A 26,366-nucleotide genomic window follows, 5' to 3' on the forward strand; every position below is an offset into this window, starting at 1 on the left:
AAATAGATTTAGAGAATTGTAGAAGTAGGACTATTGCAGCTGGGTCGAAGGCTGTTGTCAAAATTTTAATCTACAAAAGGGAGGGTCTCATGAATAAATTGAATTTTAAATTAGACAAGATTACAAAGACGGATATCTCTAATCTTCATGCAGCATTAATTAAACTGAAGTTGCCTATTGCCGCTAATGAAATGGACGAAAAGCTTATAGGTGACACAACGGTGAAAGCATTTAAAGAACTGCAAAAGCAGCATGGTCTTCCCCCAACGGGAAAGCTGACGGAAGAAACGCTAGGTGTAGTAAACCGGGAGCTGTTTGATAGATTTCATGCTTCAAGTAAAACAAGAGCTGCCAGGCTCCATCGACTGCTGGCAAACCTTGGTCTTTCCGTCACGACAGAGGAGAAGAATCGCCGGATCGTGGGAGAGTCCACTCGCCAGGCGATCAAAAAATTCCAGGAGCAGGCAGGACTAGCGCAAGATGGCAAAATCACCGAGGACATTCTGGATAAAATGCAGCAAGAGGAAATCAAGAGGAGGTATTCTTCCAAAACTCAAATCAGCAAGCTCCAATATATGATTCAGCGGTCGCTCAAAATTGCCAGTCTGCCTGACATCATCGCCCAAACAGAATTAAAAGAAAAAAACATCGGCGCCACCACAACGCAAGCAATTAAGTCGCTGCAAACCAAATATAATCTTCCACAAACCGGCCAATTGGATAAAGCAACGCTCGATCGAATTCAAAGCATTGCCGCGAGCCGGGGAGTGCGTAAGCCACAAATGGGCAAGCCTCAAGCAACGGAGCTGGCGATGATCAAGGGAAAACTTCGCCTCAATAAGGTGTCTCCTCAAGTGGCGAATTTGCAGCGGGCTCTGGCCCATTTGGGCTATTCGATTTCGCAAGAGGAATACAAGGCTAAAAAGTTCGGCAAAACAACGCGTGAAGCAGTGCTGGCCTATCAGCAGAAAGAAGTGCTGCCTGAAACCGGCCAGGTGGAAACACTAACCTTAAGAAGTCTGAACACCACTATCTTAACCGTTAATCCTGATGCCGCACTTGCGTCGACGATGCTATACAAGGTTTGCGGCACCGTGCGGGATGAGCTGATGCAGCCGAAAAGCAACATGACCATCAAGGTGTATGAAAAACTATTAGAAGGAGAAAGCGCTGCTCCATTAGCCGTTAAGAAAAACTTTTTGAACGGATTTTTTGATGTCGCCTATCCACCGCCGATTGACAGCAAAACAGGGAAGGTCAAAGAACCATTACATCTCGTCGTCAAGCTTTTTAATGAGGTTAACCAACAGGTCGGTCAGCCGCAATTCCTCTACCAGGTGTCGCAAACCCAATGGGTCAACTTTAACATGGGGGGACTATACAAAGGGGAGCCGGAATATACGGAGATCTTAAAGGTACTTCTTCTAAAACTGGGCACCAAAAAGGTCACGGATCTTTCAGAAACCCCCGTTAATCCTCAGGTTACACAGTTGGGTAAAGAAACCGGTCTTCCTACAGATTATATAATGCGGATGATTCTATCTCAGCTGATTTCGGCCAGTACCAAAAATTCGGTGCTGACTCCCGAGGTATTCTACAGCTTCATCAGGCAGCAGGTCCCATCGACCTTGCCGGATGATTTGCTGAGAGCCACAAACGATTGGAAATCAATTACTGTATTAACGGAATCGGCATTGACAGGGATTATTTTCAGCAGTGAGAGCCTATGGGAGCAAATGCTGAATAATGCGGTGCAGCAAAATTTGGTACCGGCGACACTAACAATGAGCAAGACGCAAATCATCCAGGAGTTTAGAAACCTGAAGCAGCTATATACATTGGAAAAGCCGATTTTAATCGGAGATGGCAATCTGAAATCACTGCTTGCCGAGTCTGCTATTTCATTGGTGAACTATAATCTGGTTGCCGATCTTTTCATCAAACATAACGGATTCAATGAGAAGTTCTGGGCAGCCCTGCAAACTTCGGCAATTGGCGTTAACGTGGCAAAAGGCTTCGAAGTGATCGTTAACCTGGGTAATATTTCCAAGAATCATATCCCTACCGTACGGTTTCTCAAAAGCAAAATAGCTTCCCAACCGCTCATATACAAATCGCCAAGCTCATTTGCGAAGCTAGACCAACAAGCATGGATTAGCCTTATCAACGCTAACGGTAAAAGTGTTCCAGCTGATATGCCCGGCGCAGATGCTGACAAGCGTGTAGCGGCCTATGCTGTGGTGCTGCAATCAAGAGCAGAAGCCCTGTTCCCGTCCGTCGCGCTTGTGGCTGCGGTGAAAAGGGGCGTAAAACATATTTTGCAAAAGCTTGATGCTGTTGCAGCGTTTATTGATAATCATCCCGATTTTGATTTCAAGCGGCAGAACATCGACAAATATTTGCTCGATCATCCGGGGATCCTGCTTGACGCAAAAACCATTGAAGAAACAAAGCTGTTGCAGCGTGTGCATAAGCTGGTACCTGACGCTATAACCGGGAAAGCAGTGCTGGAAGAAGGCTTACATAGTTCTTCGCAAATCTATTTTACCGGCAAAAAAAGATTGACGGATATGCTGGCTAAACAAGGAGTCGAAGCCAAGCAGGCTTCGGCACTTTATGAGCAATCCAAATTGAGGTACATGCAAATACTGGGATACCTGATGAATTTCCGAAGCGATTTTCATGCAGGAAGCCCGCAAGCTATCTCTAAGCAGACCTACACGACGGAAGAGATCCAGGAAACTGTGGGCGATATTCCGGACTTGGAAACGCTCTTCGGCTCACAGGATTTCTGCCAGTGTGAGGATTGTCAATCGCTATATGGACCGGCGGCCTACCTGACCGATCTACTTCGCTTTCTCAAAGAGCATGATTCGCTCATTACGCGGGACGGCAGGGTCTTGACAGTCAAAGATATTCTGTTCGATCGGCGCCCGGATCTTGGAAATATTAAATTAAACAGCGGGAATACTGAAACTCCGATGCCTTATATTGATCTGGTATGCGAGATTTTGGAAAATTATATGGATCCGAAGCAAACGAGTTTTGCCTATCAAACAACAGGGGATGCCAAAGAGAGCCGGGCATTTCCGCAATATATCCGTCCGGAGGCATACGATGCGCTTGCCGTGGCCGATTATCCGATGGATTCCACCTTCAACCTTTGGCAGGAAGAGGCTCGTATATTGCTAGATTACTTGAAAGTCCCACGTGTGCAGCTGATGGAAGCTTTCCTGGATCGGTCCAATTCATCCGTCGAAATGTCTATTGCGGCCGAATATTTTGGCTTGTCATCCTATGAAGCCAAGATGATCACATTACGTGTGGATCCAAACCAGCCAGGGGCCATTGATGTCCTTCAGAAATACTGGGGTGAAAAAGGCAAGTGCTGGTCCCCAGCCACACCGGCATTCGAGGGTATTAATGTCACACTCCAAGAAGTGCCTATGAGTCTCTTATTAAAGCGATTGAAGCTCAGTTACCTTGAGCTGCTGGAATTGCTGCAATTGAAATGGTTAGGCATTCCGCAGCAGAGCATGGCAGGAATTTGCGACCTCGCTATTCTTAGGGTCACACAATTGAATGCTGAACTATTTGATAGAATCCACCGGTTTATCCGGTTATGGAGAAAAACAGGCTGGAAGATGTGGGAACTCGACCTATTGATCCGCAATGAAAAGATAGGCGCTAATGAATTAAATTCCGATACCCTGATCCATCTCAAGCAATTTAAACAACTGCAGGAAAAACTGGCATTGCCGGTGGAAATCCTGCTGACCTTTTACGGTAATATCAATGCGGAACAACGAGTCAAACCGGATCACCCTGACCAGAAGATTCCGCCTTTATATCATCGGATCTTTCTGAATAAAGCGATCATTAATCCAGAGGATAGTCATTTTAAATTGAATGGAACGCTTCCGGAGAGAATCGATCAATTGAAGTTGATCGACGAAACGCTAACGTTTGAAGCGAGCGGAGATTATACGCCTGTTCCTACCATTCTATCGGCACTCGCTATTAAACAATCAGATTTTGAAATACTGAGGGAGAAAACCGATAATCATTTGTCTATGGCATCCCTTTCGGCTTTGCTGCGATACTCGTATCTGGCCAGAAGCCTGAAGCTTTCGGTGAAGGATCTCTGGCTGCTGATGAAAATGACCAATAAGCTGGATGCTGGTAATCATCCATTTTTGTCGGTTCAAACGACCCTTGATTTCATCAAAGACTTTGAAGCGGTAAAACGCTCCGGATTAACCCTGGTGGAACTTGACTACCTTTTAACCGACAATCTTGCCTCCGCTGCCGGATTAAGACAGGAGACAATGGTGAAGCTCATCACAAACTTGCACAACATCTTGGCCAGTCATGAGCAGACAAACGAGAGGCTGGGCTTGGATGAGATTAAGACTGAGCAAATTCTGACATTTAACACAGATGGATTGGAGGGGATGACGGATGAGCAGGTTCTCTCCGCGATCAAACCGCTGCAAGAGATTCTGAAGAGCACGGACTTGGCTGCAGAAGAAAGGGATTATATCATCCGGTATAACCCGACGGAGGGATATGAAAAAAAGGCATTAGCAGAACACATCACGAAGCTTCAGGAAGGCTTGAAGGATTTACTTGACCAAAAAAGCAAGGCCATTGTCGCACATATGGCCGCAGCGTTCGGTCTGAGCGATCACCAGGCCAAGTTTCTTCTGGAAACATTGGAGCTAAAGGATGTAAAGGAAACGCTTCTCAAGCATCTGACTGACAAGTCTCTGCCGCAGGAACAGCTTTTCCCTATCTACATTCTCATGCACAAGATCGCGATTCTCGTACTGCGCATGAAGATCGATAGCCAAGATCTGGTCTATGTTCAATCCAACCATTCGGCATTGGATGTACTGGATTTAGCCTCCTTGCCCATAAAGGAGAAGGCGTCTATACCCGAGTTCAAGCAATGGTTCAACCTGTTTCAACTGCTGGATTTCAAAGCCGTCTATCCCGAACCGGAGGAGGCCTCGCTGCTCCAAATATTGGATCAAGCCAGCGATACAAACACAACGGTGGCGGATATCCATCAAAGTTTAAACCAGATGATGCAATGGAACACTGATGACCTGGCCGAACTGCATGCTGCATGGCATCTAACGAAAGAAGATTACCGGACTTCAGAGGTCTTTGCCAGACTGCAGCGAAGCTTTGACCAGATGAAAATGACGGGTGTCAATTCAAAAACAATGCTTGTTTGGGCTGAACGGGATAAGGCATCCGCCCAGAAGCAAACGGCACGGCAAATTCGCCTGGCAGTGAAATCGAAGTATGAGCAGGAAGACTGGCTGGACAAAATAACGCCCCTTCAGGATATCCTGCGTGAAAAGAAGCGCCAGGCTTTAGTTGCATACCATTTGGAGAAATCCCAGCGGACTCAGACCCAGCGGATCACGCTGAACGGACTGGACATACCAAATCCTCTTTACTGGGACGATTCCAACGCCTTATTCAAATACTTCCTGATCGATGTCGAAATGAGTTCCTGCATGCTGACATCCCGGATCAAACAGGCGATCAGCTCTATACAGCTGTTTGTACAGCGTTGTTTTTTAAACTTGGAAAACAGATATGTGCAAGTCAGCCAGGACGAAAAAGAGGATGTCTCGTCGGAGAACGCCTGGTCTCAATGGAAATGGATGAAAAACTTCCGGATTTGGGAAGCGAACCGAAAAGTCTTTTTCTATCCTGAAAACTGGCTTGAACCGGAGTTGCGCGATGATAAATCGCCGTTTTTCGAGGAGCTGGAAAACGAGATCATGCAAAACGATATTACCCATGAACATGTGGAGGAGGCCTTCTTCAACTACCTGCACAAGGTCGATGACGTCGCAAATTTGGAGGTCTGCGCCCTCTATCACGAAATGGAAGAATTGAACCCGCACGAATTGGGCTATGAAATCAACATCGTGCATGTTATTGCAAGAACTAAGTCCTTCCCTTCAGTTTACTACTACCGAAAATATGACATGAATTATGGGGCCTGGTCGGCATGGGAGAAAATTGAAACAGATATCACAGGAAATCATATCGTGCCTGTGATTTATAATCGCAAGCTGCATTTATTCTGGCTCGTGTTCACGGAAAAACCGTCCAAAATCAGGAAAATCCCGCCTGCACAGCCTACCAGTGGACCGAAGGATGCGCCAGAGCCGCCAAAGATTCTGGAAGTCCAATTGGCCTGGAGCGTGAAGAGGGAGACAGGATGGACGGCGAAGAAGATCGCCAATCGCAAACTGATTCATCCGTGGGAGAGACCCTACTTTGCTTATAACGTGAAGCCATTTTACCAATCTTCTGCCAACGAACTGTGGCTGGATATCTATCTGTCTACATCGAAAGAATTCAATAATCGGCAGTTTTATGACCCTTATCTGGATCAATTTGCCGAATTGACAGGCAACCGATTCCATGAGACGTATTTGCCCTGGCATTCCGCTTCGTTTGTCTTTGATGGGGATGTCAAGGAAGTGAAGCTTAAGCCATTGAACGGAAAGTATCATTTATCCGGTCCAGGCAGAAACGTAAATGACGCAGTCGCAACCAATTCTTACGTATATGTAAATGAAAATTTTGGCGAAGATGGGGCCAACATCACCATGCTCCTGGATAATGAGGTAAGAGAGCGGCTAGCCTTGCCAAACGGCATGCATTATCACAATACCCGCTTGACCAATAACCGGCAGGAAGCGATCAATGACCATGAACTTCGGGTGCTGGAAAATAATAAGACAACGACCTTGCTTACGGGTGCGCTCCCTCCATTCGAGCTGGTGATAACCCAGCAGGACGGGCAATTCAATACATTAATGAATGATCATCCTTTTGTCTACCAGGATAAAGAGCGGGCGTTTTTCATCAAGCCGGAATGGCAGCGAATCATAAACGACAAGGGCTCCACCTATATGAGTATGGAGTATAGGGCACTGCCGTTTTATCATCCTTATACAGCGCTGTTTATTCGTGAACTGAACCGGGGGGGTTTGGATGGGCTGCTCAAACGGAAAATTCAGACAGAACCAAAAGCCTTCCTGCCACGAGGCGTCAATCCATTTTCTTTCGATCGCTATCATCGTACTTCCGTTGTTGAGCCCGATGAAACGGTTCAATCTGAAATGGTCGACTTTAGCTTTGGCGGCGCGTATGCGATATACAACTGGGAGATATTTTTCCATGCACCGATGATGATCGCCTGCAAGCTCAGCCAGAATCAGCGGTTCGAGGAAGCGATGCGATGGTTCCACTACATCTTTGACCCAACAAATATTGAATCCGAACCAAGTCCGCAGCGATATTGGGTGACAAAGCCGTTTTACCAGTATAATGAAGCAGACTATCGGAAGCAGCGCATTGAACAGATTCTCTCACAGCTTGATATAGAAGAAAATAAAGGCCAACTGAAAGCCTGGAGGAACCATCCCTTCAAGCCTCATTTGATTGCCCGCTATCGTCCTGTTGCTTATCAACGCCATGTAGTAATGAAGTATCTGGATAACCTAATCGCATGGGGTGATCAGCTGTTTCGCCAAGATACCGTGGAATCAATTAATGAAGCTTCCTTGCTTTACATGCTTGCCTATGAACTGCTGGGGCCGCGTCCTGAACAAGTGCCGAACGTGAAGCATCAGGATATGAGTTTCAATGAATTAGAGTCTGGCCTCGATGAACTCGGTAATGCCCGTTTCGATGTAATCATCGAAGATTACCTGCCTCCGTTGGATACGGTGCCGGCAATCGATAACTCCGAGACTTTGCCAGCCATCACGACGTTTTATTTCTGTATCCCAAACAACGACATGCTTCTTGGATATTGGGATACGGTAGAAGACCGCTTGTTCAAGATCCGCCACTGCATGAATATCGATGGTGCGGTCCGTCAGCTGCCGCTGTTCGAACCACCAATCGATCCGCCTGTGCTGGTGAAAGCTGCATCGGCAGGCATGGATTTGAGCAGTGTACTGGCAGATGTACGGGTCGCAACACCACATTACCGGTTCAGAGTGGTCGTACAGAAAGCCATCGAGTTTTGCAATGAAGTCCGAACACTGGGTGAGAAGCTGCTGTCTGCCCTAGAGAAAAAAGATGCCGAAGGCTTGGCACTTTTACGTTCCCAGCACGAGATACAGTTGCTCGAAGCCGTGAAGGAGATCAAGCAAAAACAAGTGGATGAAGCGCTTGAAGCGTGGGGCAGTCTGAACAAGGCCTATGCAATGGCTCAAGAGAAAAAGAGCTATTATGACGATAAAGAATTTATGAATGTGCTTGAAACGATTTCGGCTGTCCTATTCGGGGGATCGATCTTCATCAGCGGTTTGTTAACCTATAATGAACTGATGGCCAGTGTATTCCATCTGCTGCCAAGCTTTAATATTGGTATATCTGGATTTGGAGGGACACCTCATACAACTGTTCAGTGGGGATCAGAAAATATAGCCCGGTCCATGCAATCGGTCAATAGTGCGATCCAGCATGTGGGATCGCTGCTTTCCCAGAGCTCATCGTTAATTGGAACGATGGCCGGCTATGAAAGACGGAAAGAGGAATGGGACTTCCAAGCCAGACTGGCAGGAATTGAAATGGAACAGTTGCAGTTCTCAATTAATGCCGCACAAATCCGAAAGGAGATTGCGGAAAAAGAAGTAGAACATCACGACCAGCAAATTGAGAACGCGAAGACGACAGATGAGTACATGAGTTATAAGTACACCAATGAAAAATTGTACAGCTGGATGATTACGCAAATTTCAAGCGTTTATTTCCAAGCTTACCAGCTTGCTTTCGACATGGCCAAGAAGGCAGAGAAGTGCTATCAGTATGAGTTGGGTATCCAGGAGTCTTCATATATCCAATTCGGCTATTGGGACAGTCTGAAAAAAGGGCTGCTCGCAGGCGACAAACTGATGCATGATTTACGGCGTCTGGAAACGGCTTATCTCGATGAAAACAAACGGGAACTGGAAATCACCAAGCATATATCGCTTGCACAAGTGGATCCGCTCAGTCTGGTAAAGCTCAAGGAAAATGGAACCTGCACGATCTCCCTGCCCGAGTGGTTATTCAATATGGATTACCCCGGACATTATATGAGGCGAATCAAGTCCATTTCCGTCTCCATTCCGTGTGTAGCCGGACCATATACCAGTGTGAATTGTACGTTATCCCTAATAAAAAATGAAGTCCGTCTCAATGCAGCTTTGCCGGGCGATCAGTATCAGAAGGGAGAAGAGGATAACCGCTTTAAGACGCAATGGGGCCGGATTTCCTCCATCGCAACAAGCCATGCGCAGAACGACAGCGGTCTGTTTGAACTTAATTTCAATGATGATCGGTACTTGCCATTTGAAGGTGCTGGTGTGATCAGCCAATGGGAGATCAACATGCCGAAGGAGAATAATTACTTTGATTTCGCAACCATCTCGGACTTGGTCTTGCATGTGCGCTACACGGCCCGTGATGGCGGAAGCGAGCTGGCCAAGAAAGGGAATGAAGCCTTACAGAGCATTCTTCCTACTTCATCCATGAGATTGTTTAGCCTGAAGCGGGACTTTTCTTCAGAATGGTATAGGTTCTTCCATGTTACCGGGGGAGAGGATCAGGAACTGGTAATCCAACTCAAACCGGAACACTATCCGTTCTACCTGAGAGGAAAAATAAATACACTCAAGCTGAACAAGCTGGAGCTGTTAGTCGATAGCAACACGACAGCACATTACGAATCCATGATGAAGGTGACCAATACGGCTTATGAGGCTGAACCAACTGGTTTTTCACCACATGCTGACATTAACAGCACGTTATATGCCCTTCGCGACTATAAAGATTCTGCGACCAAACCTCAGGCCCTCGGCGAGCTCCGAATGAAAATGAGGGTATTGGACACAGATTATAAATCGCTAAAACAAGACGATATTAATGATGTGTATCTGCTCTGCCAAGTTAGTCTATAAGAGAGGTAAATAAAAAAGTAATTAATTACACGAATGTAAGGTGTTGACAAAATTGGGAATAATCTGATATATTTAAATTGTCGGAACTACTTAAATGTGTGATATTGGGTTGAAATAGGCGAAAGCTATTATTGTCTCGGAATAAAAAGGGTTTTGACTTTAATCAAAGAAACGCTCACGAAGTCTACTTCGAGAGCTTTTCTTATTTTAGGGGGAAAAAGCCTGTGAAAGTGAAACAATTTATTAGATAAGCAGAATAGAAGACATTTGACTTTTCTAACCAAAGTGTTAACAATATCCTTGAAATGTTATCATTACAAACTAATATTTCAAGCAATTCCGCTAGAGGTGCCTTTTTAAAGGCTGAGATTGACCATAGGAACCGGCCCCATGGCTTAAGTAGAAAAATAAAATATTATCCAACGTTTCTTACATTTTGTAAGGAGCGTTTTTTTATTTATCACTAATACTCAAATATAAAATATAGTATAAATACTTTGTTTTTTATAGCTAACAGGAAGTAAAAGGTAAAGAAGAGATTGTAATGGAACAGTACGAAATTTTAATGCGAACTAAAAGAAGTTCGTTGTAATTAAATCGTAGTATCGTTATTCATGAACACTTACATATGTAATAAAGAGAAGTATGGAGGGTAAACATGGGGAAAAAGTCATCCAATAGTAAATTAGTGAAAAGTCTATCTGTTGTTGCTTTATCATCTAGTTTGACAGTCGAACAAAGATTTACAACCTGCTGATATTAAATCCATTTTAATGAATTCAGCAGATCCATTATCAAAACCTTATAGCGTGTTTGAAATTGGAAGCGGACGAGTTGATGTGTATGAAGCCATTCACTCAAATGTAGAATTACAAGTAGTGGATCAAACTCCGACAATTAATAATAAAGATAAACAAAAACGATTAAAGAATTAACAGGAGGCATTAGCTTTGGTTCATACGGATTCTATTTATAAAGTGAAACACTTGATGATGTTTTAAATCAATTAGGTTTAAAATAAAATTCCGGAGAGAAGTCATTCTTTTGGCTTCTCTTTTTTCATTCAGTAAATTTTTTCATTTTGTTAAGGATCTATTCTCCTTTGGAAAAGAAATTTCAAAATAATACGCAATGACTCGATAATTTGTCCCTTGCAAATAGTTGTCCTTTTGCATTAACTATAGTAATGAATAAATAAACTATTGAAAGGATGATTTAATTATGGCGATTTTGCGTACAGGCCCTTTTCTAATACCAAATTTCACGCTCGGTGCCCGCCCCATAAATATCATAATTGTGACATTAAGCAACTTAACCAACCGAATCCTGAATGTTAGGGCTATGATTAAGCAATCTTCAACGGCTTCGGTCCCAGTTATTTCTCCTGTTTCATTTTCCCCGCTCCTTCCGGCAACGGATATTTCACTTCCACCGAACTCAGTGTCGAGTATGTCTGTTCCTTTGTCTCTTGCCAATTCGACAGAATCAAAAACTACACAACCAAACAGTCCGCGGATTTTATCCGTTATTGTCAGCGGTGACATTCGAAAATCAGGTGACCTCGTTCAGGTGACGGTTGCAGGAGGCTCCTCATCTGATGGTTATTCACTCGATATTTCCGATCCGACGTTGTTCTTTCGACATAGTGACTTTGTAGAAGTTCATCATTACCATCCATTCCCTTTTTATCATCCTCTAGATCCCAAAATTGATGAAAACAAGAAATAACTTGTTTAATGACACAATTTTTCCATCACTCTGATATCTAATATGTCATCATTATATTAAAAAGGAGTGATGGAATTGAGCCACCTTGTTATGATGGAAGTCGCTATGAAAGAGAAAATAACACCTAAGGAACTGGAGTTAATGATATACAGTTTTAAAAAAGTGAAAAATTGCCTGCCCTAAATACCTCCAATTGCGATTTACTGTAGAAAAAGTGTTTTTCAACAAAATGTACATACAAAAAAGGATTTTCAATTCGGGAGCTTTCCTTGGTCCATAACATAGCAAGTTTATATAAAGCATATAAATGATTGCCTAGAATGTAAGTAGAATCGTAAGAATAACATCATATGATTGTATTAATAAATTTCCCGTTTTCTGAATTACATTGTTAAAAAGAGGTGAACAACCAATGAAGGTTGAGTCGTTTTTAAGTGCGGCCCCACATAAAGGTGTAAGTGAAGATTCAGTCTTATTAAATGAAAACTTAAATGTTTATGGTGTTTTTGATGGGTCTACACCACTAATACCATTTAAGGATGAAAACGGAAAGAACGGTGCATATTTAGCAGCTAATATATTTAAAGATTATTTCTTAAGACTCTACCGAAGTAACCTTTCATTAGTTGAAGGAATCGTGACAGCGAATAGAATGCTGAGAGAACACATGAAAAAATACAAGGTGAATCAGGCAAAATATGAAAATCTTTGGTCAACATGTGTGGCTATGATAAAAATTGAAAAAGACGGCCAGATTTCTTATGCACAACTGGGTGATTGCATGATCATTGCTGAGTATCAAAACGGTATAATAAAAGCCTTAACAAGGGATACCGTAAAGGATATAAGTAAAAGAGCAAAAGTTTGGCGTGAGGAACAAAGAAAACAAGGAATTAACATACCAGGTGAGGAGTATTTTCAAGATATTACTAAACAGCTTTTATTTAATCGATCATTGGCGAATAAGCAATATGGTTACACTGTAGCGAATGGAAAAGAAGAAGTGAGAGATTTCATTCAGCATGGTCAAGTAAATATCCGTGAAATGAAGACATTATTAATGATAACAGATGGGCTTTTTCACCCCAATCTATCAATCGAAGAAACTTTTAAAATGATTCATAGGTCTGGTATTGACGTTTATTCCCTTGAATTAGAACAATTTGAAAAAAAGAATCATCTACGTCAAGATGATAAAGCGGGGATCATGATAAGATTTGTCTAAAAAAAAACGGTTTAAGAGGACCGTAACCGTATCAAAATGAATTTAATCAAAATAAACGTTTTCTAGTGGATTCTTTAAGTATTGAAAAGCCATTTCAATTTGTGATTTTGTATTCCGTGCTGTTGAGAGAGTAGGGAGTTCGTTTTCAGCAAAGAACTTTACTTCACTTGTTTCAACACCTTTCTTAGGCTTTCCTCCTAATATTTCACAAAGGATAAATATTTTATAAATATGAAACGCTGAAGGAGGGTGGGGATGGCATTTATTATCGGTTACAGCTAATAATTTGATTGCTTTTACATCGAATCCCGATTCTTCTTTTACTTCCTTAACAGCAACTTCACTTATGGTAAGTCCAATATCAGCCCAGCCGCCGGGTAATGCCCAGTTTCCATCGGAATTTTCCTGAACCATCAGTATTTTATCATCCTTAAAGACTACAGCCCTAATATCGACCTTAGGTGTTGCATATCCTTTTTCACTAGCAAATAAATCTTTGATTAATTGCCTTTCCATATTTGTGCAATGGGCTAAGATATCCACGCTAATATTTCTTATTAACTCAAATCTCTCCAGGTCATAAACATCTTTTGAATACGTTAATCCCGCCTGAGCAATAGACTGAAGCTGCTTGGCCCAATCCAGCCATTTAAGTTCCAAAATCATCACCACCTTTTAGTTTATTAATACTATACAATACCATATATATTAATCTAGCAAAAATCTGGTACAACTCCTGTACTAGATTTGAAAATAAAGATAAAAAATAGGAGTTTGGTTATTTCATATCGTACCAGCGAACAGTCCAGCATTGTTCGCTTTTCTTCTCTATGCGGGATGATGGCAAGCACCAACCCATTTTTTCCTCATATACATGAAAAGATTTACTGATTAAAGAAAGGGGGAGGCTGCATTGTATCCAAATTATCCTTACCAGCCTTTCTATCCATATTACCATGACTACAGACAAGGACTTTTCCAAAAAATTCTTGCTTGTTATCAGCAAAAGCGATGGATCAGATTATCTTTCCGAGATGGAACAACGGTTGAAGGTTTTATAAAGACGTATGATCTTTTAAGGGGAGTATTAATTTATATCCCGATGCAACGATATACGATTTCGTGTGAAGGTGTAAAGGTGGATTCTTTGCAAAAAGCTCAAAATTGTATAGGTAAAAGATCAACTTTGACACTTCCGAACAATATAAACCTTTCATTTTCAATTGAAGGTGTTGACCAAAATCAAAATATTGGTGGTTGGGTTAACATAAATGAACTTATGGCGGTATCTGGACAGGTAATGGATGCAAATTGTATTTAGTTGTGAAGCAAATCGAGGAGATTAAATTAAGAAACTGAAATATGACATAAACCTTCCCTCAGCCCATTCATCATATGGGTTGAGGTTTTTTATTAGTTATAGATTTCAAGCTTGGGTCATAACCAATGGACTTCCTGTATAAAATAAAATGAACTATCAAAAAATGTAAATTTACCGTCTGTGTTGATTACTTGAAGGGAGTTCAATAAATGATAGGTAAGTATAAGCAGCTTGTTGTGACGCTAATCCTGTTTATTTTTCCCTTTTTCTTCTTTACGGCAAAGGCCGATGCGAAAATGGATCCTCGAATTCCCAAAAATAAGATTGTTGCGCTTGTATATGATGATTCGGGTAGTATGTGGGAACAATCCGGAGCAAGTGGAAAACAGCCCATTGATAATTGGAAATATGCGAATTACGCTCTTCAAAGTTTCACGGCTCTTCTGGAGAAGCAGGACCAGCTAAAGGTAGTATTTATGAGTTCACCCACTGTAGCGAATCCTATTGAATTAGATGAAAGACTACGTCAACACGAGATTGATCAAATTCGAGCATGGCAGGGAAAAAAAAACACTCCATTGGCTTCTTTACATACGGCCATAAACGAATTGAATAAAGCGGCAGAGAATAATAGAAACTCAGATTTTTGGTTAATCGTATTAACGGACGGAATTTTTAATGAACTTAACCATCTTGACCCATCTATTCCGACCACCCAAATTGATGCAGATAAGAAGGCACTTTTCTCTAGTTTACAAGATTTGAAGACGAAGGTGGAGAAAAATGGAACCAGTATTCACACCACCCTGATACCTATTGAGACCTATTTGAACCCTGAAGAATTATCCATCATGGCTGATTTTAAACGGCAATGGAAGGAAAGCTCAGGCGGAATTGTCTTAGAAAGCAAAGGGCAGCTGGATATTATTCAACGGATCAATGAGGTTGCTGCTCTCATGACGAATCGCGATCCAAACGAACAGGAGCAGTTTGATTTAAATCCTGTTTGGGAGGGGAATCAATTAGTCCTGAAATCGCCTTTCCCTTTAAGGAGAATTACTCTTCTTGAACAGTCAGCCGAAGAGAATGCGTCCTTTCAAATGAAGGAATTTTATATGAACAACCAACGAATTGAACAGGGTATGGAGGGGCCATTTAAAGTTAAAACCCCCGATGACCCTGCAAAATTAAATCCTCCCATTCGGGGTACCTTCACGCACTTTAAGAACGTGAATGGGGATGGTGTGATCGAAAAAGGCACTTACAAAATAGTCTTTGATAAGAAACCTACAGAAGAACAACAGAAGAATATTGAGGTAGTAGCCGAACCGGCGATTGATTTTAAAATCGGCTTCCAGAAAATCAACAGCAATGGGAGTCTGACGGAGGATCCTTCCGTTTTCTTTAAAGGCAGTAAAATGAGGGTAGAAACGACTTTGTTGAAAAGTGACAGCTCTGATGAAGAAATTGATATCCGCGATATTGATGTGGGAAGTTTGTTTGAAGTGGTAGCGAAAATAGGTCAAAACAATCTTCCCCTTAAATATGACCGTAAACTTAATAAATTCATAGGGGAGTTTACAATACCAAACAACGAAAAAATTCCTGTAAACGTAAAGGTCAATATTAAGGGTTTCTATCAACAAGAAAAAGATACGAGCCTGCAGGTACTTCCTACTCGAAAATTGAGTTTAGTCGCCAATACCGATGCTTGGAGTGCACCGTTAGACAAACTAGACCAGGCACAACCGCTTGTGATCACTCCAATGGTTAATGGGGAAGAAATGACCTCAGAAGAGCTTAAGAAGATCATGAATCAACTTAAAATAGATTCACCTGGAAATATAAAAATTGAAAAGAAACAAAAAGGAAATCAGATTTACATTTATCCAAAGAGTTTATCTCCTATTTTTCGCACCTCCGTGGGGGAAGTACCTTTGCATATTACGCTTCAAGGCCAATACCCTAATGAAGTCGCCGAAGGCACTTTTACACTGACGATTGAGGATATCTCCATTTTTAAGAAATATGGCAAGGATATCATTAAGGCTCTAATCCTGCTGGCCCTTATTGTGTATTTGATTGGAATCATCATTAAACCGAGGTTTGACAAAAATCGTATTTCCATAGAATACAAGCAGAGCCGAAAAAGAGAAAAACTGCGAGAGGCACGTGTAATGACAGAGAACTTCCATACGAGCTGGGTTCAAAGATGGCTGGTGCCCTATTTAGCTGAAAAAAAGAGGATTAGTGATTTAGTATTTAAAGCGGATCGAAAGAAAGACCGGGTATTGCTAGTGAAAGAAAGCCAATACGCTGACCTGATTGTCAGACATGAAAAGCTTTTGGATAGAAGTAAAAAGGCAGACATAGCGATTTATCATAACGATGAAATCCAAATTGAGAGAAGTAACAACTTTTTGGTATACACGTTTAAATCACATTAATAAATTCCTAAGAGGGGGCAGCCAGCATGAGTTTTAACGTACCGACAATTTTAATCGGTTTAGGCGGCATAGGCAGTAATATTGCCAATATGGTATATGGTCGTATTCCCCCTGAGCAGAGAGGCAGAGTGGCCATCCATGCTTTTGATACGGATGCCAGCAGTATCGCCCAATTGGATCATTTGAGAAACTGTGCGACACAAACAAGCACGAACCATTCTGTTAATGAATATCTGCAAGCGAATAAAGAAGTCATAAAATGGTTTCCCAATAATCCTCAAATAAAACGGAAAACAATGACAGATGGAGCCGGCCAGGTTCGGGCTGTTTCAAGACTCGCCTTTCGCTCAGCGATGTCTGAAGGGAAACTGAATGCTTTGTGGGACGGCATTGAACGAATATTTCCAGTGGACAGCGATTCAAGATCGTATAATGTCCGGGTGATTATTATTAGTTCTTTAGTGGGAGGAACCGGCTCCGGGATATTCTTGCAAATTGCTCTTTATTTACGGGAAATGTTGGAGCGGAAGTTAGGTTCGGAAAGTGTATTAATCCGCGGCGCATTTTTACTTCCTGATATTTTAGTAAGAAGTAATACGCTGGATCAAAATGAGTGGGAAGCCGTCCAAGGGAATGGTTACGCCAGTTTAAAAGAACTGAACGCCATTACCTTAAGTGCATCCGGCAATCATAAGCAAAATGTGACCATCGAACTGGAGTATCGCCCCAATCAGATTGATTTAGAGGGCAGGACGGCACATGCAATTACCGATAAGCATCTTCCATATGATTTTTGCTTTCTGTTTGATTACGAAAATACGAAAGGGCAGCATTTGACAAATGTTTCCGAGTATATGGAACAGGTGGCACGTACAGTGTATCTACAGCTCTTTAGCCCGATATCGGCAAAAAGCTTTTCACAGGAAGATAACCAAATAAGAAGCTTAGTAGAATCAAATGGGCAAGCAAGGTACTGTGGTTCTGGGGTCGCTTCCTTAACCTATCCGTATGAAGATATTTTGGATTTTTGTGCATTAAAATGGTCTGTGAATGGACTAAATGACACGTGGCTTCGATTAGATCAGCTATTTCATGAAGAAAAAAAGCGCCATGAAGATGACGAAAGAAATGGAATCCATCATGAAAAACCATTGATCAGAGAGCTTTATGTGAAATACTTTGATCAGATTGTGAATAACCAAGAAAAACCCAATCCATTTTTCCGTCAGCTTGATATGCAGGTTCACCAAATCGAGGATAAAGGAAAAAAGGGCTCATCGAAGGCAGATTTATTTTTACATGAGGTTGAGGAATATGCAAAAAGGGTAATCCGAGAGGATGAAGAGTTAAAAGAGGATTATGAAGAGCATTGTAAGCTTGATGCAGGAAAACTAAAAATAAAAGATCAAGCAAAACAAGAAATAAACCGGATGGAAGCAGCTTTGGAAGACTATGCCAAAGAGATTAACAAGAAAATCAATGAAAATAGTCATTTCATTGCCTACCAGGTAATAGATTCTGATTATCATTCGCCAAATGGCGGGGACGGAAGTAGATTTCATTTAAACACGTGGTTACTGAAAGAGGAATCACCCATTCATCCGGTAGGAGTACGGTATATCCTTTATAGCATTCACAATAAATTGATTAAGAAAATTTCCAGTTTAAGAGAAGAGAATCGTCTATTGAAGGAGCAGATGAATCGATATCAAGACATTTATGATTTAGACCGCAATGATGGTGACGTAGACGATGCAGTCCGCCGCGTTGATAAAGCCTTGAAGCAAGGTTTCCTTTCCAGTATGTTTAGAAATAACTTTAAAGATTTTATCAATGAATATACGGAGAAGGCCACGCATCAGTTTAATACACTGAACCGTTATAAATATTCGATGCTGTTAGAACAAGTCTTTTCAGCTCTCAATCAATCCATTAAGGAAATGATCGGGGATTGGCAACGATTCTTTGACAATTTAATGGAGACAAAAGAAACACTCACAGGTGAGATTCATCAATTGGCCAGGAAGTTTGAGGGTGTCAGTGACCCGACGAAAACCTTCGTTCTGGCAGATAAGGAAATGCTGGAACAAACCTGGGAGCGGATTCGTCAATCAGTGGATAATGGGTATTTACCAGAGGGTATCTCTCAAAAAATTTATTTAAGTCTTTATAACCGATTCATCGAGCGGAAAAATAATCGCGGGTCAGAAGAATTTTATAAGGAAACTAAGGTTGAAGAGTTTTTTAAAGAAAATGTGGTGGCTTTTTGCCGGCAGGAATTGGCGAATAAGCATCAGGACAAATTGGATTTAACCATTATTCAAGCATTAAGGATAGAAGCGGGCCGATTAGGAAAGGATGCGGACGATTACCTTTATCGCAAGATTAAGGCGATTGAGGAGCTTGCTCAACCGTTTGTTCCTATCACGAGTCATTATCGAAGCTTGAAGTTCTGGGGACTCCATTCTGAAAGCTTTAATCTACTCAGTGAGATGGAAAAGAACGAGTTATTTAATGATAAGCAAATTGTTGAAAATGCGTTTGAACGGAATGAAATCGTTTGTTATCGTGCTCATTATGGATTATCGGTCAGTGACTTTAGCAAATTTTCTTCGGGAAAAAATGGGAAGCCGCCAGGAGTTTATTATGAGGCCTATCATCGTTTAGTGAACAAGCTGAATGAGGATGAAAATCGCACGATTACGCCTCACCTGGATCGAAATTGGCATCTTCCTGCCTATATGCCCGACTTAAATCCAGAACGGGCCGAGCTTGAAACCAATCGTACGGACCGAGCGTTAATCCTTGGGGTGATCTATGGGTGGCTCCAGCTAGTCAACTCAGATGGGAAAAGAGTCTATCAATATAGTGGAAATCAGGGCACAAAATTATTACTGAAATTCGGTGAAAAGGTGGAAGAAGATACGTTTTTGCTTCATGAAGCCTTACCGCATAATCCTGTCATCTATGATGAAATTTTAGAAAGATTCCAAGAAACGCAGGAAAATCAAATAAAAAATAATCGAAATATAGAAGAACACGATTTTATGCTGGGTGCTTTAGAAATCTCAAAAGTAAAAAAAGAAGGAATCAGAAATATTCTAGATTTGGTGTTGGCTTATGATCTGGAATTTATCTCCGATCCTTCCTTAACGGTAAGGGCTGATCGGTTACGACAATGTTTGTTAAATGAAATCGTAGAATACTTTATGAAGGTTATGAAACCGGACTCAGCTAAACGGGAAGCGGCGAAGTTGATTAAACGGCTCTGGGCTGAATCACTTGTTAGATATAAAACAGCCCAAGATACAGAAGAGTTTAACAAGTGGATGAATGATATTAATCATAAAATGAGTTCATTAAATCAAGAACAAGTATTTGTATAAGCTTGTGAAAAAGGACTGATTCTTGATGCACTCCATTGTGATACATTTCGGCAAGAAGTATGAAGATTGGCATCTAGTTGAGCCATTTTTTTATAAGCTGCAGAATCATAACGAAGTAATCTTTTACTGGGAGGAGGACTCCTCCTCTCAACCTCTCTATTCCTTATTAATGGATAGAATGATTGAACATTTAGACCGTCTTCGAATAAAGGATTGGCAGTTGATTATTCTCCTGAATCTAAATGATGAACGAAATCGACATTTACGTTTAACGACGCAGCTATCAGAAATGAGGAGAGAACTACTTACACCTTTAAAGGATAAAGGTTTTTATCCTCTTCAAACCATTTTACATTTAGTTGACATGATCAAAAGAAATTCTCATTACGCACCAAACGAGGTAGAGTTAAAAAGGTGTTGGGAGCTGGATCATTTTGGCTTTCTTGTATCAGACCAACTAGCTTTTGGAATGGGCAATGCCTTTACGAAACAGGAAATAAACAAGCTGGATGAAGAGTGGGGGGACACCATCCAGCTTCAAGACATTGTTTTAGACCAACCCGATCATGAATTCATGTTAGCTTTAAAAGCTAAATGTGACCGGGTGAGAAGCTGTCTAAAACAGTTGATCAGTCGAAAAAAGGAGCTTTTGGTGAATCTAGGAGAGGTTCAGGCTCATGATTATTGGATGACCTCGCGGCAGCTCGAGATTGTGTTGGAAGATTTTAAGAATAAGATAAAGCAATTGATGACGCCCCCTTTGACACAAACGTTAACGAACTTCTCGCCATCAAAAGAGCTTTCAAGCAGTTTGAAGTTCCATGTGGGAATCCAAAGTGAAATCGGTGATATTCGGTTAATTCGTCAAGAAATTGACCAAAGCTCTCAGCGGGAAAGAATGAAAGGATATTTGGAACTCGCTTATTTCCTTCTGACCATATGCCACCATCCGTCCCTTATTGAAAGGATGGACAAGGGAAGTGCGAGTGTGATCCAGGTGACGTTAGAAGAGGAGCGTTTACAGAAATTACTAAAAAATTATTATAGCAATTTGGTAAAGGTGAAAAAGCAAATAAAGGATCAACTATTACTCCAAAACCAGTTTCATACCAATCGATTTCGGGATGATGAATTTGCCCCATACACGGCAGCAGCGATTGAAAAGAAAAGGGATTTCAATCCACCACTCTCGAAACATTCCAAGATTACGTATCATTTCTTCGACCAATGGGAAGATCAGCTTTATAAAGCAGAAACCATCCTCATGGATCGTGAAAGGGAGCTTCTTCAAAAATCAAGAGAAGCCCTCAAAAAATTGAATGTATTAAAACGGAAAAATGAATTTTTGGAAGAGGAAGAATGGATTGAGATTAATGATTATAAACAGGAATTGGTTGAAAAGATGAGTCTTGTGCACCAACAGGTAATCGACACAGCGCCTTCTTCGTCAGAAGCTCTTTCTACCTGGAAAAATCATGTGCCCGGAGCGAAAAAGAAGATGCATTTTCTCCTGGAATTGATTCCTAGCCAGCGCCAGTACCAGACGATGGGGGCACTCATTTTTTTAATCTTAATCCTTCCGTTCCTGCATCTGTGGGCAGCCACCACATCTCAGAGAGGATGGACATTCCATTTTACGATAGTCTTTGTTGTGATCCTTGCTGTTACCTGCCTGGGGTATATTTTAACAAAACGAACTTCCCATCGGCCGATTTGGAAATTTCAAGAACAAACCTATGAGCACATCGAAAAAATCTATCAAATGCAAGTGAATTCCCAGCATCAATACAATCATTACCTGAACCAGTTATTCAAGCTTTTTTCGTTACGAAAGTATCACGAAAGAGTATCCAGCATTGCAGAAGAGAAGAAGGAACAGAATCTGCTGCATCGCTATCACCTTATTAAATTAGAAGAATTTGCTCATATGGCAAACCGATTGCTTCATATTCTGCAAATGAATATCGAACAGGACACGTCTAATAAAGAACGTAGTGTTCCAGTGATGAAAATGGAAAAGAGTGTAAACGAGAATCCTATTTATTCACCCTTTCAGCAGGCGGGCTTGCAGGAAGCTGGGGGAAATGGGATCGAAGTATATCTTGGCAGTGCTATTGAACAATATCAATCAACCTATTTTAATGAAATTGATCAAATTCGGATCCAAGAGGATAAGGTGTATAAACTATGAACTTACTTGCATTATTGTTAGGAAGTCTAGTCGTCTTTGTGATCAGTTTCATCCTCCTTTACACGGCAAATTTATCTCAGGAACAGCGTTATAAACAACTTTTGCTCCCGGCCGCAGCCCTATTCACTTCCTTACCTTTACTTCTATTCGATGATAGTCTCACTCGTTTTTATGAAATATTTCTTGATAAACAGATGTCTAATTTAATACCGTATATTCAGCTGCTAATCAATCTTTCGTTTCTGCTTGCGTTTCTGTTTGTAAAATGGTGTTGGAGAATGGTGGGGAGACTGTCTTTTAACTCCCTTGGAACAAAGACAAAAACGTACCGCTGGTTAAGCTGGATTGACACACTTCCGAAAAAAGCCAAAGCCATCTTCTATCCAGAAGATCTCGTAAATAGAACCAAAACAAAGCTATTTGCGCCGGGAACTGTTTCGCTGGTGTATATCAAAAGCCGGGGACAGATCCTTTTGAAAAAAGAATGGACGTATCTTTCATGGTTTTTCAAATATGCTAGTATCTTCCCAATGGTTTTACTGGTGCTCCTTATAATTGCCAGTGTATATCATTTATCGTTGATTCAGAATTTGCCTAAATATCCGATTATCTCCATTGTTCTGTTGATGGAGATTGCCTGGTTCTTAAATGGGCGAAAGGCTGCTTATCGTGAAGGCTTCATCGAGGGGAACGATGCCATCCCAACAAGGCTTGCCACCTATGAGGAGTTATTTAAACAATACAAGGAATTATGGGAAGACGGCTTGCTGGCGGATGGAATCATAAAAGAAAATAAGCTTTTCCCTCATCGAACCAATCATTTTTCTTATGAAAATCTCTCGTCAGATCCGGAGCATCAATTGATTATGAATGCCATTTGTGAGGGAATAAAGAAAAAGAACTTGATCATCGATGAGAGTTATACGAGGATGATGCTAGAAATCATCCAAGAACAAGATGTGTTGATTGAGGATGTCATCTACGAGGATTTCTCTTCCTATTTTTTTCCGGCATTGTACCATTTGCTGACGCAAAATAAGAAGATCTTGATTATTGCCCATAGCCACCATGCTGCTGAGGAAGCTGTGGTATGGCTAACGAATGGAATTAGCGAAGTGGCCGGGATCGATCAAGTATGGAAGGTAAGCACTTTTTTAGATGCCCTCGAGCAAAACATCAATTCCGATGTTTTAGTGGTTTCACCTGATATTTTGCAGGAGAACCGATTCTTGCAATACTTAAGCCAGTTAGAAAAAACAAAGAGATTGGAAGGCATAATGCTATTACAGGCGGAAAAACTGATTCCAACCTATTCCACCATTCTGCATGCGTTTAACTTGAATGTAAGGGAGCTAATTGGCAAAAAACCGCAGTATATCATTTTAACGGAGTGGTATGAAGGATTAGAGCCTGCCATCCGTACAGTCTTGCAATGCGAGCCAAGAGATCTCGTCGCCTCCTCGAGCATAAGTCAAAATTTACTCTATATGGTTTGGAAAAAAGAAGGAGAACATATATTTCAGCAAACCATCCTTCCGAAGATGTCGCACCGACAAATAGAAGCGGAAGTGGTATTATCCTTGCCAGCTATAAAGGCAAATATTGAACCCGTTCACTTCATCCATCAGCGGAAGACCACAGTGAATGAGAGCATACAGGAAATCATGGATGCGAAGTCGGCGTTATTTGAGCTTGGATTTGATTTAGATACATTGGACCATTTTTTAAAAAGGATGAGAATCCATGAACAAAATCTTTCCATTCCGAGTGATGATTTCTCCTTTCTGCTCATTCGAGACCATCACTACAATTTAGTGGATCGTTTGAATATGTGGAAAGGTGCCGGCAAAATGGCTTCCTTTGTGCATATCGTATCGCCGCCCTATTTAATTCGGGATTATTTAGCAAACCAGTTGGAGTTTTTTATGAGCACCAATCGGACTATTGCTCCATTGGCTCCACGGTTATCTCAATCGGTTTGGAGCATTGCCTATTACCTTTTGGAGCGGTTATGTCATTTTTACCTGAACGAAGAAGAAATAGAGAACTACCTAAGGAAAGCGAAGATCAATTCCTACCGCTCAATGGTAGAAGGTGTTCACGAGTTGTTCTCGATCGCTTTTGGTCCTAAATTGGATTACCGATTGAATATCGAATCTAGAGAGTTAGTAAGGTTCGACCGCACGAAAAGGGATTTTGTAAGGCAGACCCAATTTCGGATTCCATATACAGCTAAGGAAAAGATTTTACCAAGAGGGTTCCGTTTTATTGAAATAAGGCATAACAACAAGTGCATTTCGGAGATTTATGAAGGGCATTTTTTTCAACAATACCTGCCAAGTCAATTTCATTCCTTTAATGGCGAACTTTACAAAATCCAAAAGGTGGATCTAGAGCATGGAGTCGTGGAAGTCAGCTTTGAACCGCTTTTTGAGCAGAAATATTACCGTCCTACAATGGAGTATCAAATACGTAAGTTGACAGAAACAGGCTGCTATGAAAATAAAACCATTTCATATGAGCGGGTGGAGGTCAGCATTCGAGAAATGCAGGCGGATGTCAGAGTTCGCACATGCGGCTATGTGGAATTAAGTCAAATGTTGAATCTAAAATCGATGAAGCTTCATTCCTTCCATCAAGATGAGGAGATAATAAGGGAGTATGAGAACGGCCATCTACTAAGAATGGCGATTCGTTCAAAAGAGGGAACCATTCTAAACCCGGCTCAGATTAAATTTACGCTCGCATTATTATTGAATGAGTTGTTTTTGTCCTTATTTCCGGAAACACATCATTTTGTGAAGGTTTGTACCCGATTAGATGGTTCCTTTTTTGATGAGACAGACACCATATCTAAAAAGTTACAACTGATTACGCCATCATTACGGATGGATGGTGAAACGAAAGACGAGGGACAGATCATCATATACATTATAGAGGATTCTCCTGTCCACCTTGGAATTTTAGAAGCGATTCGCGATAATTGGGAAAAAATCTTTGATATTCTGAATGACTATTTGTATTGGTTATCAAATGAAAGTAACGGTACTAGTTGTTACCTTCATTTTGGTTATGACAGGTATCCAACAGAACTTGCCTTACGAGAAACCTATTTAATGATCGATGAGCTGTTAACAAGGAAAAAACTACGGGAAGTGCGAACAGAATATCTCGGACGTTTACAAGATAGTGACAACCTAAAAATGAGTGGCGGCGTTACTCAATGCGTGTTCTGTGGAAATGTGTTTTCATCTTCTCAAGTTCATCAACTCAGTGATGGCAGGCAAAGATGCTTTACTTGCAATGAGTCAGCTATTGACGATGTTTTACAGGTTGAGCCTCTCTATAACCAAGTTCGTCAATTATTCACTGAATTATATCTAGTGCCTTTGCCAGCAGATATCGAGGTTTCGGTGCTAAGTGCTGCAGAGATCCACAAAATAAGCGGCTTACCTTTTATTCCAGAAGCGGGGCAGCCTCGTTTAACCGGTAAAGCAAGCATGGATGTTCATGGTAAGCTTAAAGTTTTAGTAGAAAATGGGTCGCCAAAAATATATACGCTCGCTACTTTAGCCCACGAACTGACCCATATTTGGCAGTTTGAAAATTTAGAGATGGAAAAGCTAACGCATGAAGAGATTGAAGGATTTGCCTCATGGGTCGAAGTACACATGATGACCCATCTGGGAGAAATCCCTTACGCCAACCTGCTCAAACAACAACTCCTAAACCGGCAAGATGAATACGGCAAAGGGTACCGTCTCATCCTTGAAAAATTAGCCAGACAATCAGATACTGCCAATCCGTTTGAATTGTATGCTGCTGAGGAGGTTGGGATGTAAAAGATTTCACAGGAGATTCCACAGGGACGGTTCTCATGGCTCAAAATATGTTTGGTGCAGACCAGAAGAACCGTCCCCCTGGCCATCTTGAAACAAAAAAGACTCCTTAATGATATTATCCCCTTTAAGTAGACAGTGTAAAAAAGCCCGCTAATTTGGCGGGAATGATACACTACTACTTGGAGGGGATTTTTTATGGCTAAAAAGGGGACAAAATTTCAATCCTATACAGAGGAA

The 26,366-nt window shown here is 41.4% G+C and carries 9 protein-coding genes; 8 read left to right on the top strand and 1 reads right to left on the bottom strand.

Going from position 1 to position 26,366, the window contains the following annotated elements; all coding sequences use genetic code 11:
- The first annotated feature begins 89 nt into the window (after positions 1 to 89).
- From LC455_RS26955 to LC455_RS26965, 3 genes are all read left to right on the top strand, one after another.
- Positions 90 to 9,989: a neuraminidase-like domain-containing protein gene (locus LC455_RS26955; RefSeq protein ID WP_223595660.1), complete on the top strand. Its 9,900-nt coding sequence runs from the start codon at positions 90 to 92 to the stop codon at positions 9,987 to 9,989.
- A gap of 1,221 nt (positions 9,990 to 11,210) precedes the next feature.
- The gene (locus LC455_RS26960) at positions 11,211 to 11,717 is read left to right on the top strand and encodes a hypothetical protein (RefSeq protein ID WP_223595662.1); all 507 of its coding nucleotides are present in this window, start codon (positions 11,211 to 11,213) and stop codon (positions 11,715 to 11,717) included.
- A gap of 412 nt (positions 11,718 to 12,129) precedes the next feature.
- Positions 12,130 to 12,942, top strand: a complete 813-nt coding sequence (locus LC455_RS26965; protein ID WP_223595664.1) for a protein phosphatase 2C domain-containing protein — start codon at positions 12,130 to 12,132, stop codon at positions 12,940 to 12,942.
- Positions 12,943 to 12,984: 42 nt separating this feature from the next.
- Here the strand turns inward: LC455_RS26965 and LC455_RS26970 are convergent, their stop codons facing one another.
- Positions 12,985 to 13,602, bottom strand: coding sequence for an NUDIX hydrolase (locus LC455_RS26970; RefSeq protein ID WP_223595665.1), 618 nt, complete (start codon positions 13,600 to 13,602; stop codon positions 12,985 to 12,987).
- A gap of 253 nt (positions 13,603 to 13,855) precedes the next feature.
- Between LC455_RS26970 and LC455_RS26975 the strand changes: the two genes are divergently transcribed.
- The 5 genes from LC455_RS26975 (at position 13,856) to LC455_RS26995 (ending at position 26,129) form a co-directional block, all read left to right on the top strand.
- On the top strand, positions 13,856 to 14,263 hold the full coding sequence (locus tag LC455_RS26975) for a hypothetical protein (RefSeq protein ID WP_223595667.1): 408 nt from the start codon (positions 13,856 to 13,858) through the stop codon (positions 14,261 to 14,263).
- 209 nt (positions 14,264 to 14,472) lie between these two features.
- Complete coding sequence (locus LC455_RS26980; protein WP_223595669.1) at positions 14,473 to 16,710, top strand: vWA domain-containing protein; 2,238 nt, start codon at positions 14,473 to 14,475, stop codon at positions 16,708 to 16,710.
- A 26-nt stretch (positions 16,711 to 16,736) separates the two neighbouring features.
- A complete protein-coding gene (locus tag LC455_RS26985; protein ID WP_223595670.1) occupies positions 16,737 to 20,096 on the top strand; it encodes a tubulin-like doman-containing protein in 3,360 nt (1,119 codons plus the stop codon).
- A 22-nt stretch (positions 20,097 to 20,118) separates the two neighbouring features.
- The gene (locus LC455_RS26990; RefSeq protein WP_223595672.1) at positions 20,119 to 22,287 is read left to right on the top strand and encodes a hypothetical protein; all 2,169 of its coding nucleotides are present in this window, start codon (positions 20,119 to 20,121) and stop codon (positions 22,285 to 22,287) included.
- On the top strand, positions 22,284 to 26,129 hold the full coding sequence (locus tag LC455_RS26995) for a hypothetical protein (protein WP_223595674.1): 3,846 nt from the start codon (positions 22,284 to 22,286) through the stop codon (positions 26,127 to 26,129). Before LC455_RS26990 ends, LC455_RS26995 begins: the two co-directional genes overlap by 4 nt.
- Positions 26,130 to 26,366: the final 237 nt, after the last annotated feature.

Source organism: Neobacillus bataviensis (assembly GCF_019969725.1).

What these genes read in the sequence shown, in the direction of transcription:
- LC455_RS26955 (WP_223595660.1), top strand. Translation starts at nt 90, where the DNA reads ATGAATAAATTGAATTTTAAATTAGACAAGATTACAAAGACGGATATC.
- LC455_RS26960 (WP_223595662.1), top strand. Translation starts at nt 11,211, where the DNA reads ATGGCGATTTTGCGTACAGGCCCTTTTCTAATACCAAATTTCACGCTC.
- LC455_RS26965 (WP_223595664.1), top strand. Translation starts at nt 12,130, where the DNA reads ATGAAGGTTGAGTCGTTTTTAAGTGCGGCCCCACATAAAGGTGTAAGT.
- LC455_RS26980 (WP_223595669.1), top strand. Translation starts at nt 14,473, where the DNA reads ATGATAGGTAAGTATAAGCAGCTTGTTGTGACGCTAATCCTGTTTATT.
- LC455_RS26985 (WP_223595670.1), top strand. Translation starts at nt 16,737, where the DNA reads ATGAGTTTTAACGTACCGACAATTTTAATCGGTTTAGGCGGCATAGGC.
- LC455_RS26995 (WP_223595674.1), top strand. Translation starts at nt 22,284, where the DNA reads ATGAACTTACTTGCATTATTGTTAGGAAGTCTAGTCGTCTTTGTGATC.